The organism is Streptomyces sp. H27-C3 (assembly GCF_030063415.1).
GTDB lineage: Bacteria > Actinomycetota > Actinomycetes > Streptomycetales > Streptomycetaceae > Streptomyces.
On record NZ_JASITA010000017.1, the window covers coordinates 1 to 16,336 of the forward strand.

At 70.5% G+C, this 16,336-nt stretch carries 10 protein-coding genes; all 10 read right to left on the reverse strand.

The genetic code is table 11. From position 1 onward, the window contains the following. Nucleotides 1-248: 248 nt before the first annotated feature. A complete protein-coding gene (gene obgE, locus QMK30_RS18515) occupies nt 249-1,682 on the reverse strand; it encodes a GTPase ObgE (RefSeq protein WP_283519394.1) in 1,434 nt (477 codons plus the stop codon). Between the two features lie 133 nt (nt 1,683-1,815). Then, nucleotides 1,816-2,073, reverse strand: coding sequence for a 50S ribosomal protein L27 (gene rpmA, locus QMK30_RS18520; RefSeq protein WP_283519395.1), 258 nt, complete (start codon nt 2,071-2,073; stop codon nt 1,816-1,818). A gap of 14 nt (nt 2,074-2,087) precedes the next feature. After that, nucleotides 2,088-2,408, reverse strand: coding sequence for a 50S ribosomal protein L21 (rplU, locus tag QMK30_RS18525; protein ID WP_283519396.1), 321 nt, complete (start codon nt 2,406-2,408; stop codon nt 2,088-2,090). A 294-nt stretch (nt 2,409-2,702) separates the two neighbouring features. Continuing rightward, complete coding sequence (locus QMK30_RS18530) at nt 2,703-6,851, reverse strand: Rne/Rng family ribonuclease (RefSeq protein ID WP_283519397.1); 4,149 nt, start codon at nt 6,849-6,851, stop codon at nt 2,703-2,705. Nucleotides 6,852-7,084: 233 nt separating this feature from the next. Further along, nucleotides 7,085-7,867, reverse strand: a complete 783-nt coding sequence (locus QMK30_RS18535) for a TIGR03936 family radical SAM-associated protein (protein WP_283519398.1) — start codon at nt 7,865-7,867, stop codon at nt 7,085-7,087. A 125-nt stretch (nt 7,868-7,992) separates the two neighbouring features. Further along, nucleotides 7,993-9,210 (reverse strand): hypothetical protein, encoded by a 1,218-nt coding sequence (locus QMK30_RS18540; RefSeq protein ID WP_283519399.1) that lies wholly within the window; start codon nt 9,208-9,210, stop codon nt 7,993-7,995. 131 nt (nt 9,211-9,341) lie between these two features. Then, on the reverse strand, nt 9,342-11,264 hold the full coding sequence (locus QMK30_RS18545; protein WP_283519400.1) for a TIGR03960 family B12-binding radical SAM protein: 1,923 nt from the start codon (nt 11,262-11,264) through the stop codon (nt 9,342-9,344). 51 nt (nt 11,265-11,315) lie between these two features. Further along, nucleotides 11,316-12,896 (reverse strand): CYTH and CHAD domain-containing protein, encoded by a 1,581-nt coding sequence (locus tag QMK30_RS18550; protein WP_283519401.1) that lies wholly within the window; start codon nt 12,894-12,896, stop codon nt 11,316-11,318. Between the two features lie 51 nt (nt 12,897-12,947). Next, nucleotides 12,948-14,150 carry a rod shape-determining protein RodA gene (gene rodA / locus QMK30_RS18555; RefSeq protein WP_283519402.1) on the reverse strand — a complete coding sequence of 401 codons (1,203 nt, stop codon included), beginning with the start codon at nt 14,148-14,150 and terminating at the stop codon, nt 12,948-12,950. Beyond that, nucleotides 14,150-16,312, reverse strand: a complete 2,163-nt coding sequence (gene mrdA, locus QMK30_RS18560; protein ID WP_283519403.1) for a penicillin-binding protein 2 — start codon at nt 16,310-16,312, stop codon at nt 14,150-14,152. Before mrdA ends, rodA begins: the two co-directional genes overlap by 1 nt. Between the last annotated feature and the right edge of the window lie 24 nt (nt 16,313-16,336).

The window sequence follows — 16,336 nt, forward strand, 5'->3', positions numbered from 1 at the left end:
CACGTCGCCCAGGAACTCAACGGCCGCCCACGCAAGACGCTCGGCTGGAGTACTCCAGCCGAGCGTCTACGTGATCTACTCACCACCTGAAAACCAGGCGGTGTTGCAACGACCACTGGAACCCAAGCACTCCGGGGGCCCAGTCGGTCACGCGGTCGGCCGCTGAAGGGTAACGACCTCGGGGCCCCGGTGGCTCGAACTCGTCGAGATCCAGGCCCGCTTCGCCCCTCTCCTGCGGCCCTGCCCTCCTAGAAGGGCTTGAACTCGTCGTACTCGCGCTCCGGATCGTCGCGCTCGGCGCTGCGGTCCCTGCGGCGCTGCTCGGCGGGCCGCGGGGCTTCCAGACGGTGGTCCTCGCCACGGCGGCCGAGCATTTCCGCACCGGCCATCGTCATCGGCTCCCAGTCGAAGACGACCGCGTCCTCGTCGTCGCCGATCGCGACGGCGTCGCCGGCGTGGGCACCGGCCTTCGTCAGCGCGGTCTCGACACCGAGGCGGCTGAGGCGGTCCGCGAGGTAGCCGACGGCCTCGTCGTTGCTGAAGTCGGTCTGACGCACCCAGCGCTCCGGCTTCTCGCCGCGCACGCGGTAGACGCCCTCCTCCTCCGTGATGGTGAAGCCCGCGTCGTTGACGGCCTTCGGACGGATGACGACGCGGGTGGTCTCCTGCTTGGGCTTTGCGGCGCGCGCCTTGGAAACGATCTCCGCAAGCCCGAAGGAGAGCTCCTTGAGGCCGGTGTGGGCGACCGCGGAGGCCTCGAAGACGCGATAGCCGCGCGCCTCCAGGTCCGGGCGGATCATGTCCGCGAGGTCCTGGCCGTCCGGGATGTCGATCTTGTTGAGGACGACGACGCGGGGCCGGTCCTCAAGGCCGCCGTACAGCTTGAGTTCCTCCTCGATGGTGTCGAGGTCGGAGATCGGGTCCCGGTCGGACTCCAGGGTCGCCGTGTCCAGTACGTGCACGAGCACCGAGCAGCGCTCCACGTGACGCAGGAACTCCAGGCCCAGACCGCGGCCCTGGCTGGCGCCCGGGATGAGGCCGGGGACATCGGCGATCGTGTAGACGGTCGCGCCCGCGGTGACGACGCCCAGGTTCGGGACGAGCGTGGTGAACGGGTAGTCCGCGATCTTCGGCTTGGCCGCGCTCAGCACGGAGATCAGCGAGGACTTGCCGGCGCTCGGGTAGCCCACCAGCGCCACATCGGCGACGGTCTTGAGCTCCAGGACGATGTCGCCGCCCTTGCCCGGCTCGCCGTACAGGGCGAAGCCGGGGGCCTTGCGGCGGGCGGAGGCCAGCGCGGCATTGCCGAGGCCGCCGCGGCCGCCCTCACCGACGACGTACGTGGTGCCCTCGCCGACCATGTCGGCCAGCACATCGCCCTTGGTGTCCAGGACGACGGTGCCGTCGGGGACCGGCAGGACCAGGTCCATGCCGTCCTTGCCGGAACGGTTGTCACCGGCGCCGGGCTGGCCGTTGGTGGCCTTGCGGTGGGGACTGTGGTGATAGTCGAGCAGCGTGGTCACGGACTGGTCGACGACGAGGGTGACGTCGCCGCCACGCCCGCCGTTTCCGCCGTCCGGGCCGCCCAGCGGCTTGAACTTCTCACGGTGTACGGAGGCGCAGCCGTGGCCTCCGTTACCCGCGGCGACATGCAGTTCGACGCGGTCCACGAAGGTGGTCATGGGTGGGTCCTCCAGTACATACGGAAATGTCTACATACGTAACACGCCAAGGGCGGCCGCGCTTCCCCGTTACCCGGGAAAGAGCGTCCGCCCTCGGAAAGTGCTGTGCGTTACCGCTCGACGAAAGCCGGAATTACTCGGCGATCGGAACGATGTTCACAACCTTGCGGCCACGGTGCGTGCCGAACTCGACCGCACCGGCGGCGAGTGCGAACAGCGTGTCGTCGCCACCACGGCCGACGCTCGTGCCCGGGTGGAAGTGGGTGCCGCGCTGGCGGACCAGGATCTCACCGGCGTTGACGGTCTGACCGCCGAAGCGCTTGACGCCGAGCCGCTGAGAATTGGAGTCGCGCCCGTTCCGAGTGGACGATGCGCCCTTCTTATGTGCCATGTGTTCTCAGTCCCTTACTTCGCAGCCGCGGGAATGCCGGTGACCTTGATCGCCGTGTACTGCTGGCGGTGACCCTGGCGACGGCGGTAACCGGTCTTGTTCTTGTAGCGAAGGATGTCGATCTTGACGCCCTTGTGGTGGTCCACGACTTCGGCAGTGACCTTGATGCCGGCCAGGACCCACGGGTCGCTGGTGACGGAGTCGCCGTCCACAACGAGCAGAGTCGAGAGCTCGACCGTGTCGCCGACCTTGGCCGTGGGAATCTTGTCAACCTCAACGATGTCGTCCACAGCAACCTTGTGCTGTCGACCACCGCTGCGCACGATGGCGTACACGCTGATCTCTCTTTCGCTCGGAACGGGACTCCTGAAGCCAGCCGCACGCACGGGCCGGAGCCCGCGACGAATCCGAAAGGACGAGCGGCCTCTTCCAGCGACACCGAAGGTGCGCCGGGAGGGGAGTGCTCAGGAGTAGGCGCACACATAAACACGCCGATGGGCCACGTTACGGGACACGGCTTGCTGGGGCAAACCCGGTCTCCAGGCCCCGCGCACGAGTGAGGGCCGCCTCCCAACTCACCGGGGGGGGCGGCCCTCACTCTTCCTGCGCTACCTCTGACCTCTGGCCGGTCAGTCCTCCGTGGAGGACGACACCGACGGCTGCTCGGCCGCCACGGTCTTCTTCGCCGGGGCCTTCTTGGCCGGAGCCTTCTTCGCCGTCGTCTTCTTCGCGGCCACCTTCTTCGTGGCGGTCGCCGCCTTCTTCGCGGGGGCCTTCTTGGCGGCCTTGCGCACCGCCTTCTTGGCCGGAGCCGCGTCGACGTCGACGTCGGCCACGGTGTCCGTCACCGGAGCCGGGGCCTCGGACAGCGCCTCGACCACCAGGACGGCCGGCTCGTCCGCACCCTTGGGCGAGCCCGCGGGTGCGGTCGCCTTACGGGTCGCACGCCGACGCGCACGCGGCGGAGCCGCCGCCGCGGGCGCCTCTGCCGCCGGCTCGTCGGCCGGAGCCGCGGCCTTCGGCTCCTCGGTCACCGGAGCCGGAGCGGGGACCGGGGTCTCCTCGACGACCGGCACCGCGGTGACCTCGGCGGCCTTGGGCGCTCCGGCCGGAGCTGATGCCTTACGGGTCGCACGCCGACGCGGACGGGCCGGAGCCGCGTCCGGCAGCGGCTCGGCGAACGGCTCCGGGGCAACCACCTCGGAGACGACCGCCGCGGGCTCGGGCTCGGGCTGCGGCTCGGGCTCCGGTGCCGCCTCGGGCTGCGGCTCGGGGGCCCGTACGGGCTCCGGTGCCGTCTCCCTGGGCGCACCGGCCGGAGCCGACGCCTTGCGTGAGGCCCGGCGGCGCGAACGCCCACCGCGGCTCGCGGCCTGCTCGGCCTCGCCGGGGCTGCTGTACAGGTCCTCGTCCGGCACGAACTGCGGCTCGGGCAGCGCCGGCGGAGCGGCGGCCTCGGCCTCGAGCTCCTCCACCGTCTCGTTCTCGGCGGAGTCCTCGTGCTCGTGGTCGTGCTCGTGGCCCTGCTCCGTACCCGTGGAGCCGCCCCGGCCGCGCTTCTTGGCGCGCTTGCCGTTGCCACCGCCGCCGGGGGCGGTCGGCTGCTCCATGTGCACGATGACGCCGCGCCCGTTGCAGTGGACGCACGTCTCGGAGAAGGACTCAAGGAGACCCTGGCCCACCCGCTTGCGGGTCATCTGCACCAGGCCCAGCGAGGTGACCTCGGCGACCTGGTGCTTCGTACGGTCGCGTCCCAGGCACTCGAGGAGGCGCCGCAGCACCAGGTCCCTGTTCTGCTCCAGGACCATGTCGATGAAGTCGATGACGACGATGCCGCCCAGGTCGCGCAGCCGCAGCTGGCGCACGATCTCCTCGGCCGCCTCCAGGTTGTTCCTGGTGACGGTCTCTTCGAGGTTGCCGCCCTGACCGGTGAACTTGCCGGTGTTGACGTCGACGACGATCATCGCCTCGGTCTTGTCGATGACCAGCGAACCGCCGCTCGGCAGGTAGACCTTGCGGTCCAGCGCCTTCATCAGCTGCTCGTCGATCCGGTACGTCGCGAAGACGTCGACCTCGGAGGTCCAGCGCGACAGCCGGTCCGTCAGGTCGGGCGCGACGTGCGACACGTACCCGTGGATGGTCTCCCACGCGTCGTCGCCGCTGACGATGACCTTCGAGAAATCCTCGTTGAAGATGTCGCGGACGACCCGGACGGTCATGTCCGGCTCACCGTAGAGAAGCGTCGGCGCGTTCGAGCTGCTGCCGTTCTTCGCCTTCTTCTCGATCTCTTCCCACTGGCCCTGCAGACGCTCGACGTCGCGGCGCAGCTCGTCCTCGCTCGCGCCCTCGGCGGCGGTGCGCACGATGACGCCAGCGTCCTCGGGAACGATCTTCTTGAGGATCGTCTTCAGACGTGCGCGCTCGGTGTCGGGCAGCTTGCGGCTGATGCCGGTCATCGAGCCCTCGGGCACGTAGACCAGGTAGCGGCCGGGCAGCGAGACCTGGCTGGTGAGGCGGGCGCCCTTGTGGCCGATCGGGTCCTTCGTGACCTGTACGAGGACCGACTGGCCGGACTTGAGGGCGGACTCGATGCGGCGCGGGCCGTGGCCCATGCCCAGCGCCTCGAAGTTGACCTCACCGGCGTACAGGACGGCGTTGCGGCCCTTGCCGATGTCGACGAACGCGGCCTCCATGGACGGCAGTACGTTCTGCACCTTGCCCAGGTAGACGTTGCCGACGTAGCTGGTGGCCTGCTCCTTGTTGACGTAGTGCTCGACGAGGACGTCGTCCTCGAGCACGCCGATCTGGGTGCGCTCGCCGCTCTGGCGGACGACCATCACCCGCTCGACGGCCTCGCGGCGGGCCAGGAACTCGGCCTCGGTGATGATCGGGACGCGACGGCGACCCTGCTCGCGGCCCTCGCGGCGGCGCTGCTTCTTCGCCTCCATGCGGGTCGAGCCCTTGATGGACTGGACCTCGTCGAAGCCGGTGCCGGGCTCGCGCTCTTCCTTCTTGCGCGGCTCGCGGACCTTGACGACGGTGCGCTCCGGGTCGTCCACGCCGTTCTCGGCGTCGGTGCCCGAGTCGCCACTGCGACGGCGACGGCGGCGACGACGGCGGCTGGAGCTGGAACCCGAGGCGCCGTCGGCGTCCTCGTCGTCCTGGTCCTGGTCCTGGTCGTCGTCCTCCGCGTCGGCCGACTGGTCGGGCTGGTCCGACTGCGCGGCCTTGGGCGCGAAACGCTCGGCCGCGGGCTCGTCGGAGGTGTCCGAGTCCTCGGTCTCCTCCGGGTCGGCGGACTCGCCACGACGGCGGCGACGGCCACCGCGGCGACGGCGGCGGGCCCTGCGGTCCTCCGCCTCGTCGACGTCGTCCTGCGCGGCGGGCTCGTCGGAGGCTTCCGGCTCCTCCGCCTCCTCCGGCTCGGGCGCGCCGTCCGCGACGCGCTCCGGACGGCGCTCGGAGCGCTCGGGCTCCGCACTCTCACCGCGACGGCGGCGACGGCGGCGCGACCCGGCCTGCGGCTCGCGGGCGGCCTCGGCGGCCGTCTCCTCGGCCTCTTCGACCTCTTCTTCTACGTACTCGGCCTCCGGCTCCGGCTTCCCTGCGGCGGCAGCCGCGGCCGACTCGGGGGTCTGGAACATCGGCTCCGTGAAGACCGGGGCCTGGAACACGGCGACGGCGGGGCGCGAAGCGCGGCGGCGCGAACGCGGCGGCCCCTCCGCGACGGGCTCGGCGGCCTTGGGCTCATCCTGCGCGGGCTCGGCGGCCTTGGGCTCATCCTGCGCGGGCTCGGCGACCTCAGGGGCGGCGGCCGGGACCTCTTCGGCTCCCTTGCGGCCGGCGCGGCGGCGCGTCGCACGACCGCGCGGCGCCTCTTCCTGGACCTCGGCGGCGACCGGCTCGGCCGGGGCGGCCTCCTCGGCGACGGCAGGTGCTTCGTTCTGCTCGCTCCGCGGTGCTCCGGCGGGCGCGGTGGCCTTACGAGTGGCGCGGCGGCGGGTACGGGTCGGCGGCGTGGCGTCCACCGGCTCGGCCGTGGCCTCCACGACCGGGTCCTCGACGGCCTGCGGTGCCTCCGCGGCCTCGGGCCGCACGGCGTCGGTGGCCTCGCCCTTCGGCGCTCCGGCGGGCGCGGTGGCCTTACGAGTGGCGCGGCGGCGGGTACGGGCCGGCGGCGTGGCGTCCACCGGCTCGGCCGTGGCCTCCACGACCGGGTCCTCGACGGCCTGCGGTGCCTCGGCGGCCGCGGCGGCCGCGACGGCCTGCGGCGCGTCCGTGACCTCGGTGGCCTGCGGGGCGCCGGAGGGCGCCGTCGCCTTGCGGGTGGCCCGGCGGCGCGGGCGGCCACGCGGTGCCTCGTCGGCCTCGGTGGTGGTGTCGGCGGGCGCGGGAGTCGCAGCGGCCGCGGGGGGCTCGGTGGTCTCCTCGGCCTGCGGCTGCGGCGCACCGGCGGGCGCGGTGGCCTTACGGGTGGCGCGGCGGCGCGTACGGGCCGGCGGCGCCGTCTCGTTCGTTTCGGTGGCTGCGGCTGCGGTGTCGTTGGTGTCGCTCACGGCACCCTCTCCGGCCGGTATGGCCGGAGCCGCGGCCTCTACGGTGTCGGCGGTCACGGCAGGCTTCACGTCGCCGGACGGCGGTCCGGCCGGGCGCGAGGCCGCACGGCGCCGACGGCGCGGCGGCAGCGTGTCGCTGGGGCTGTTGTTGTCGTCCGGGTTTCCTGCGGCGTTGCGCGAGGTACCTGTCGACGGCTCGATGGAATCGTTCGGCTCAAGCATGCGGGCGGTTCTCCCGTCACGCTCCCGGGCGCCGCGCCTGATTCCGGTCCGGTCCGGTCCGCGGATGAACGCGGTACCGCCGTCCGGGGCGCGGGCGCCTCACGGGAGCTGTTGTCTAGCTCGCCGGTTCCCTACGCGTTGTGCGTACGGCCTGGCGAAAGTCTTCAGGTCAGGTGGTGCGCGGCCCGACCCAGGTGGCTCCCGAGTCCCAGGGCTGCGCTGCAACGACCGCCCTACGCGGAACCTGCACCGGTCGGCGTCTTCGCGGCGGTCAGTCCGGCGGCCTTGGATGGAGCGGCCGTGACTGCCTCGCGGTCGGGCGCGAGCGGGTCGGTCACCGTGCCGGTCTCCTCGTCGAAGAGCCCCTGCGCCAGCCTGGTCACCGCTACGGGGACCGGCGGTGCCAGGTCGGCCACAGCTCGGAGACCAGACAGAACGTCGTCGGGTCGTACGGCAGGTGTGAAGTGCCGAACAACCAGCCGCAGTATCGCACAGGGGCCGTCCTGTGACCTATCGGCCGGTGGACGCGCGGCCCTCAGATCGGCTACGGCCTCCCGTGCGTCGAAGGTCCGCATGCCGTTCTTCGTACGGCGCTCGACCTCCACAGTCTCGGCCGCGAGGAACGCGGACACGGCCTTCTCCGCCTCTTCGAGGGTGACACCGTCGAGCCGAAGCTCCCAGATGGACCCCGTCAGCCGGTCGGCGAGTCCCGAGGTGTGGGCCTCCACGGCGTCGGTGATGTCGAGGCCGTCCGGCAGCGATTCGTTCAGCAGCTCGCGCAGCTCGTCGGGGTCGCGCCGGTCGGTCAGCGCGATTTCCAGGTACTCGGCCTCGCTGCCCGTGCCGGTGGGCGCGGCATTGGCGTACGACACCTTGGGGTGCGGTGTGAATCCGGCCGAGTACGCCATGGGCACCTCGGCACGGCGCAGCGCCCGCTCGAACGCGCGCTGGAAGTCACGATGACTGGTGAACCGGAGGCGGCCACGCTTGGTGTAGCGCAGGCGGATGCGCTGCACCGCCGGAGCGGGCGGCGGGCCTTCGGGCTGTCGCTTGCCCAGTGGTTCTTCTCCTCGGTGCGGGGCCGCGCGTGGTCCGCGCGCCCTTCGGCGTGGGGGTGACCCCGCGCGTCCCTGCGCCGGGCTCACCCCTGCTTGGCTGTGCTTTCGCCAAGCAAGGAGATCTCGGGCGCGGGTGCCGCGCTGGGGGCAATCGTCCTACTACCCAGAGTACGCGCAGGACTCACCAGAGGTTCCCGGGCCTCTGCCACGGCCGGTTCCGGGGCGGCCCGCACCTCGCCGCGGGCGCCGCCCACCAGCGCGCGCCACGCGTCCTGCCTGGCCTGGCGCACGGTCTCCCGCGCCGCCCGCACGGCAGCCCGCGCGCTGCGGCCCGCCTCGACCGCGGCCCGCTTCGCCGGGGCCCAGACCGCGTCCCGCAACCAGTGCCCGACCGGGGTGCACACACTCAGCCACACCCAGCGCACCGGCCGCCCGAGCAGATTCCGGCCGAGCCACTTCAGCACGCGCCCCACGGCCCGGGAAATGTATCCGGCGATACGCCACCCGTGCCCGGCGGCTGCGGCGATCTCGCGCCCGACGGGCGTCAGGACCGCACGCCAGAACCAGACCACCGGCTTCACGACCAGGGTCACGAACAGCCAAGCAGCCGGCTTCACGAGTACGTTCACCACCACCCACACCACGGGCTTCACCAGCAGCGTCGCCACCACCCACACCACTGCCGTGGCCACGGCCCGTGCGGCCACGCCGACCCCGTACCCGAAACCGCGCGCCAGCCACGCGATGCCGTGACCGACCGGGGTGAGCACACGCGCGTACACCCACACCACCGGCGCCACCAGCAACGTCATCACCAACCACGCCACCGCCGCGCCCACTGCCCGCGCCGCAGCCGCGATGCCGGAGGCGAAACCGCGCGCCAGCCAGGCCGCGCCATGGCCCAGCGGCATAAGCACCCGGCGGTACAGCCACACCGCGGGCATCACGATCCCGTATCTGACCACCGGCACCAGGACGTACTTCCACAACACGACCCACGGCAGGATCAGCACGCCGTACACGAGGTAACCGAGACCCTTCGCGACGGGCACGATGCCCCACTCGTACAGCCACAACGCCGGTATCACCAGCAGCACTTGGCCGACCGAGGCCAGCGCGCGGCCGGTCGCCTTCGCGCAGAAGGTCAGCAGGTCCCACACCATCCGCACCGGCACGAACAGGACCAGCACGACGATGCGCACCGGAATCCTGATGGCGGCGGTCAGGCAGCCCTCCGCGCGCTCGGGCTCCTGCCTGCGGGGCACCGGCTGTGCGGGCAGGTGGTTCTTCTCGAAATCCATGTCGCGCTCTCCCCTGTTGTCGACGCACCCTCAAGGACGCACCCGCGCACGTTCCGGCTCCCGCATACCGGTACATGCCGAGGCCCGGTCACAGTTTCGGCTCGTGACCGGGCCTCCGTGGCGCGCGGGTGCTACTTGACCGTCAGCGGCAGCAGCTTCTTGCCCGTCGGGCCGACCTGAATCTGCGTGTCCATCTGCGGGCAGACGCCGCAGTCGAAGCACGGGGTCCAGCGGCAGTCCTCGACCTCGGTCTCGTCGAGCGAGTCCTGCCAGTCCTCCCAGAGCCAGTCCTTGTCGAGACCGGAGTCCAGGTGGTCCCAGGGCAGGACCTCCTCGTACGTACGCTCACGGGTCGTGTACCAGTCGACGTCCACGCCGAATTCCGGCAGCGTCTTCTCGGCGCAGGCCATCCAGCGGTCGTAGCTGAAGTACTCGCGCCAGCCGTCGAAGCGGCCACCGTCTTCGTAGACGGCGCGGATGACATGACCGATGCGGCGGTCACCGCGCGAGAGCAGGCCCTCGACGATGCCGGGCTTGCCGTCGTGGTAGCGGAAACCGATCGAGCGGCCGTACTTCTTGTCGGCGCGGATCTTGTCACGCAGCTTCCCCAGCCGCGCGTCCGTCTCCGCCGCGGACAGCTGCGGGGCCCACTGGAACGGGGTGTGCGGCTTGGGTACGAAGCCGCCGATGGAGACGGTGCAGCGGATGTCGTTCTGCCCGGAGATCTTGCGGCCCTCGGCGATGACCTTGACGGCCATGTCACCGATCTGCAGGACGTCCTCGTCGGTCTCGGTCGGCAGGCCGCACATGAAGTACAGCTTCACCTGACGCCAGCCGTTGCCGTACGCCGTCGAGACCGTCCTGATCAGGTCCTCTTCGGAGACCATCTTGTTGATGACCTTGCGCAGCCGCTCGGAGCCGCCCTCGGGCGCGAAGGTGAGGCCGGACCGGCGGCCGTTGCGGGTCAGCTCGTTGGCCAGGTCGACGTTGAACGCGTCGACGCGGGTCGACGGCAGCGACAGACCGACCTTGTCCTCGGCGTACCGGTCGGCGAGGCCCTTCGCGATGTCCGCGATCTCGGAGTGGTCGGCGGAGGACAGCGAGAGCAACCCGACCTCCTCGAAGCCGGTCGCCTTGAGGCCCTTCTCGACCATTTCGCCGATGCCGGTGATGCTTCGCTCCCGCACGGGGCGCGTGATCATGCCGGCCTGGCAGAAGCGGCAGCCGCGGGTGCAGCCGCGGAAGATCTCGACGGACATCCGCTCGTGGACGGTCTCGGCGAGCGGGACCAGCGGCTGCTTGGGGTAGGGCCACTCATCGAGGTCCATGACGGTGTGCTTGGACACCCGCCACGGCACACCGGACTTGTTCGGTACGACACGTCCGATCCGCCCGTCGGGCAGGTACTCGACGTCGTAGAAGCGCGGGACGTAGACCCCACCGGTCCTGCTGAGCCGGAACAGCACCTCTTCACGGCCGCCGGGGCGCCCCTCCGCCTTCCAGGCGCGGACGATCTCGGTGATCTCCAGGACGGCCTGCTCGCCGTCGCCGAGGACCGCGCAGTCGACGAAGTCCGCGATCGGCTCGGGGTTGAACGCGGCGTGGCCGCCGGAGACGACGATCGGGTCGTCGAGCGTGCGGTCCTTGGACTCCAGCGGGATGCCCGCGAGGTCCAGGGCGGTGAGGAAGTTGGTGTAGCCGAGCTCGGTGGAGAAGCTCAGGCCGAAGACGTCGAAGGCCTTCACGGGCCGGTGCGCGTCCACCGTGAACTGCGGGACCTTGTGCTCGCGCATCAGCGCTTCGAGGTCGGGCCACACGCTGTACGTCCGCTCGGCGAGGACGCCCGCGCGCTCGTTGAGTACCTCGTAGAGGATCATGACGCCCTGGTTGGGCAGTCCGACCTCGTAGGCGTCGGGGTACATCAGTGCCCAGCGGACATCGCAGCTCTCCCAGTCCTTGACCGTGGAGTTCAGCTCACCGCCGACGTACTGAATGGGCTTCTGCACATGCGGGAGCAGAGCTTCGAGCTGCGGGAAGACCGACTCGGCAGACATCAGGCGAACCTTTGTGAGCTGGCAGGGTGACCATTCAGCGTACCCCGGCCGTCAGGCGCCCAGATCCCCCCGCAGTTTCGCCTGGGAAGCCAGCGCCCACACCTCGGGCAACTCCCGTTCCCTGATCGCCGCCTGTGCCTCCTCCTGGCCGTACAGCAGGCCCCAGGTGAACGCCGTCTCGCCCGCCGCGTGGGCCTGGATCGCCAGGGTGCGCAGGGCCTCGCGGGCGACCACGCTGTCCTGGTGGTCGCCGAGCACGCTCTGGACCGCCTTCATGCGTTTGGCGAAGCGCCTCGCGGGCTTGCCCAGCGCGGGCTCGGCCGCCTCCGCGGCGTAGCGGGCGCGCTTGGCTGCCTTGCGGGCGTCGTGCATCGCGGCGTCGCGTTCCTCGGTGCCCGGCGGGAGGGTGAGCGCGTGCTCTGTGCGGGTGGACAAGCGGTCGTAGTCCCTGGTGATGGCCTGGGGAACGACCGCTGCGGCCGGCTGCGCCGCGGCCCGCAGCAGAGGTGGGTCCGCCAGCAGGGCATCCAGTGCGTTGAGCAGGTCGAGGTAGCGCCTGCTGTCGAGTACGGCGATGGTCTTACGGCGCGATCCGGTGCGCCGGGCGACGGACCAGATCCGCAACCGGCCGCGCACCGGCCCGAGGAGGAGGGTCCTGGGCAGGTCGGTGATGCGGGACTGGAGGCGGTCGTTGAGCACCTCGTGGTCACGGTCGACGCCCAGCTCCCCCGCGAGCCACTTGAGTTCCTCGGCGATCGGGTCGGTGACGGTCCGGTCGACGACCTTGCGGTAGGTGCGGAAGGCGCTGCGCAGACGGCGGGTGGCGACCCGCAGCTGGTGCACGGAGTCGGGCAGGTCGCGGCGGACCGCCGGGTCGTACGCGACGATCGCCTCGGCCTGTGCGCGCAGGTACGCCAGGACGTGGTCGCCCGCGGTATGCGGTCCGGGAGCCTCGGCCGCCCTCTTGCCCCTGCCCTGCTCCTTCGGGGCCCGCGGCGCCTGCTTCCCGACGGCTTCCGGGGCCTCCTGCGGCGGGGCCGTTTCCTCCAGCGCCCTGGCCAGCTTCGAGGCCGAGGACGCGGGCCTGACCCCGGCCTTGCGCAGCCGCTTCTCCACGATGTCGAGGAAGGCCGGGTCGACGCCGTCGACGAGCTCGACCTCGATCTCGGTCCAGTTGGCGGTCGCCGCCCCGGCGTCCAGGCGTTGCGCGCTGACCGCGTCGATACTGACCTCGGCCAGCGGTTTCCCGGCCGCGTCGACGAGGTGGCGCAGCTCGCGCGAGGAGAGCAGCCGGACGGCCGGGACCAGTGGGGCGTCGCGGACCCGGGAGCGTACGAGATCGGTCAGGGCGCGCGGCAGATCGGGGCCGAGCGGTGCGTGGATCTCGTCGCGGACGTCCGGGGAGACGGGCAGCTTGAGGTGCCAGCCCTCGTCGCTGCCGCCAGTGCGGCGGCGCAGCGTGATCGAGTTCGCGGCCAGCCGCAGGTCGGAGGTGTCGTAGTAGACGGCGTCGAGTTCCGCGACGCCCTGGTCGACGACTGACGAGACCCCGGCCACCTTGGTCAGGTCCGGCAGCCGGGTCTCGTCGGTGGCTTCGTACTTCCGCTCGATCTCGCGCTTTGTGTCCGCCATGAGTCGAATCTAGACGCGAAGGCGCTGTCCAGACAGATGGCCCGGCGCGTTTTATGCCGTTATGGGCCGCTGTACCCGGATGGACTGCAACAGCCCGATCGCGACCCACACCGCGAACATCGAGGACCCGCCGTAGGAGACGAACGGCAGGGGCAGGCCGGCGACCGGCATGATGCCGAGCGTCATGCCGATGTTCTCGAAGGACTGGAAGGCGAACCAGGCGATGATCCCGGCTGCGACGATCGTGCCGTAGAGCTCGGTCGTCTCGCGGGCGATGGTGCAGGCTCGCCAGAGCACCACGCCGAGGAGCACCAGGATCAGTCCGGCGCCGAGGAAGCCCAGTTCCTCGCCCGCGACGGTGAAGACGAAGTCGGTCTGCTGCTCTGGCACGAACTGGCCGGTGGTCTGGCTGCCCTTGAAGAGGCCTGTGCCGTGCAGGCCGCCGGAGCCGATCGCGATGCGTGCCTGGTTGGTGTTGTAGCCGACGCCCGCCGGGTCGAGTTCGGGGTTGGCGAAGGCGGCGAAGCGGTTGATCTGGTACTCGTCGAGCAGGCCGATCTGCCAGACCAGGACGGCGCCGAGCGCGCCGGTGCCGAGCAGGCCGATGACCCAGCGATTGGACGCGCCGGAGGCCAGCAGCACGCCGAGGATGATCACCGCGATGACCATGACCGAACCGAGGTCGGGCATCATCATGATGACCGCGATCGGGACGACGGCCAGGCTCAGCGCCTTGATGACGGTGCGCTGGTCGGGGTGCGACTGGTCGCCCGCGTCGACGCGGGCCGCGAGCACCATCGCCATACCGAGAATGATCGTGATCTTGGTGAACTCGGAGGGCTGGAGCGAGAAGCCGCCGCCGAGCACGATCCACGCGTGCGCGCCGTTGACGGTCGCGCCGAGCGGGGTGAGCACCGCGAGGACGAGCACCACGGACAGCCCGTAGAGGACGGGGACCGCGCCGCGCAGGGTGCGGTGTCCCAGCCAGATGGTGCCGATCATCAGGGCGAGGCCGATGCCGGTGTTGAGGGCGTGCCGAAAGAAGAAGTAGTACGGGTCGCCGTCGGTGAGCGCGTCACGGCCGCGGGTCGCCGACCAGACCAGCAGGGAGCCGACGAAGGAGAGCGCGAGGGCCGCGAGGAGCAGCGGCCAGTCGAGCCTGCGCAGCACGGAGTCGCGGGCGGCGAGCTTGGACCAGGTACCGCGTTCGGGGGCGTAGCGCTGAACCGAGAAGCGCTGGGTGGAGCCGGTCATCAGTCGCGCCCGCCGATCGCGATCTGCTCGCCGTCGACGGGGATCTCAGGCTTCTCGGGCACGTACGGCTTGATCTTCGGGGCGTCGATGGAACCGTCCGTCTCGATCTTGGGGAGGGCCTGCTGCGGCTTGGGCAGCAGCGCCTTCTTGATGTCCTGCTTGCCGTCGGGCGTCAGCCCGTACATCGCTTCGTAGATCTTGCGCACGGCGGGGCCCGATGCGCCGGAGCCGGTGCCGCCCTGAGAGATCGTCATGATGATGGTGTAGTCCTCGGTGTACGAGGCGAACCATGAGGTCGTCTGCTTGCCGTAGACCTCGGCCGTACCCGTCTTGGCGTGCATCGGGATCTTCTTCTGCGGCCATCCCTGGAAGCGCCAGGCGGCCGAGCCGCGGCTGGCGACGCCTGCGAGGGCATCGTTTATCGACGCCTGCGTGCTGGCGTTCATCGGGAGCCTGCCCTGCGCCTTGGGCTTGATCTCGTCGGTGCGCTTGCCGTCGGCGCTGATGACGGCCTTGCCGATGCTGGGCTCGTACATGGTGCCGCCGTTGGAGATGGCGCTGTAGATCTTGGCCATCTGGATCGGGGTGACGAGGGTGTCGCCCTGGCCGATCGAGTAGTTCACGGAGTCACCGGCGCGCATCTTGTTGCCTTCGAGGCAGTTCTCGAAGGCGATCTGCTCGACGTAGTCGCCGTTCTTCTTGCCCTGCTTGCACCAGGAGTCCTTGTTGGCCTCCCAGAAGCTCTGCTTCCACTGGCGGTCGGGGACGCGGCCGGGGACCTCGTTGGGGAGGTCGACGCCGGTCTCCTTGCCGAGGCCGAACTGGCGGGCGGTCTTGTAGAACCAGTCGCCGGTGTTCTTCGACGGCTTGGTGCCACCGTCCTTCTGCCACTCCTTGTGCGCGATGCCGTAGAAGACGGTGTCGCACGAGACTTCCAGGGCCCGGCCCAGGTCGATGCTTCCGTAGCCCTTGGACTCGAAGTTCTTGAAGACCTGGTTGCCGATGGAGTACGAGGCGGGGCACGGGTAGTTGCCATGGAAGTCGTATCCGGCGTTGACCGCGGCGGCCGACGAGATGACCTTGAAGATCGAGCCGGGTGCGGCCTGCCCCTGGATCGCGCGGTTCAGCAGCGGGTAGTTGGAGCCCTTGCCGGTGAGCTTGGCGTAGTCCTTGCCGGAGATGCCGCCGACCCAGGAGTTGGGGTCGTACGTCGGCTGGGAGGCCATCGAGACGACCCGGCCGGTCTTGGACTCCATGACGACGACGGCGCCGGCGTCCGCCTTGTAGTTCTCGTTGGTGTTCCTGTCGTTCTCCTTGCGGGCCGCCTTCATCGCCTCGTTGAGCTCGTACTCGGCTACGCCCTGCACACGAGCGTCAATGGAGGTGACGACGTTGGCGCCGGGCTGGGCCTTGTCGCTGTCGGCCTCGCCGATGACGCGGCCGAGGTTGTCGACCTCGTAACGGGTGACGCCGGCCTTGCCTCGCAGTTCCTTGTCGTAGGTGCGCTCAAGGCCGGAGCGGCCGACCTGGTCGGAGCGCAGGTACGGGGAGTCGCTGTCCTGGGCCTTCTCGATCTCCACGTCGGTGACAGGAGAGAGATAGCCGAGGACCTGCGAGGTGCCGGCCTTGCCGGGCGCGGCGTAGCGGCGTACGGCGGTGGGCTCGGCGGTGATGCCGGGGAAGTCCTCGGCGCGCTCGCGGATCTGCAGGGCCTGCTGGGTGTTGGCCTCGTCGGTGACGGGGATCGGCTGATAGGGCGAGCCGTTCCAGCAGGGCTGCGGGGTCTTGGAGTCGCAGAGCCTGACCTTGTCGTGCACGTCTTTGGGCGCCATGTCCAGGACTTCGGCGAGACGGGTCAGCACGGCATCGCCGTCGTCCTTCATCTTCATCAGCTCGGTGCGGCTGGCGGAGACGACGAGGCGGGTCTGGTTGTCGGCGATGGGCACGCCGCGCGAGTCGAGGATCGAGCCGCGCACGGCGGGCTGGACGACCTGCTGGACGTGGTTGCTGGCGGCTTCGGCGGTGTACTCGTCGCCGTTGCGGATCTGGAGGTACCAGAGGCGCCCGCCGAGGGTCAGCAGGAGCGAGAAGACGAGCACCTGGATGATGATGAGCCGGATCTGGACCCTGGGGGTGCGCCCGGTCTCGGGGATGTTGCTCATGCGGTCCGCCCACCGGTCGTCCGG